At 65.8% G+C, this 278-nt stretch carries 1 protein-coding gene; it reads right to left on the reverse strand.

Annotated features, from left to right (window positions below):
- A partial coding sequence (locus EN859_RS37870; RefSeq protein WP_135913788.1) for a pyridoxal-phosphate dependent enzyme occupies positions 1-278 on the reverse strand: 278 nt, incomplete at both ends.

The raw sequence follows: 278 nt of genomic DNA on the forward strand, positions 1-278 counted from the left end.
CGGCGAGATAGCTGCGATTGATCTCGAAGGTGAGCGCGCCTGGTTCGGCGACCAGCAGCGCATCGCAGATCGAGACGTGGCCTGGCTCGTTCGACACCCTTTCCCCCTTGGCAAGCGAACGTGTCGTGTCGTCGAAGTGCTCGGGCTCCGCCGCCCAGACAGACGTGCCGGGCAAAACATCCTTGACGGCGATCGAGATGCCGCTCGACAGACCGCCGCCGCCGCAAGGGATAACGACCGCGTCGAGCTTGGCTCCAAGCGCGCTTGCCTGCGCCACG

Origin of the sequence: Mesorhizobium sp. M00.F.Ca.ET.216.01.1.1 (assembly GCF_004010325.2) — a bacterium.
Lineage (GTDB): Bacteria > Pseudomonadota > Alphaproteobacteria > Rhizobiales > Rhizobiaceae > Mesorhizobium.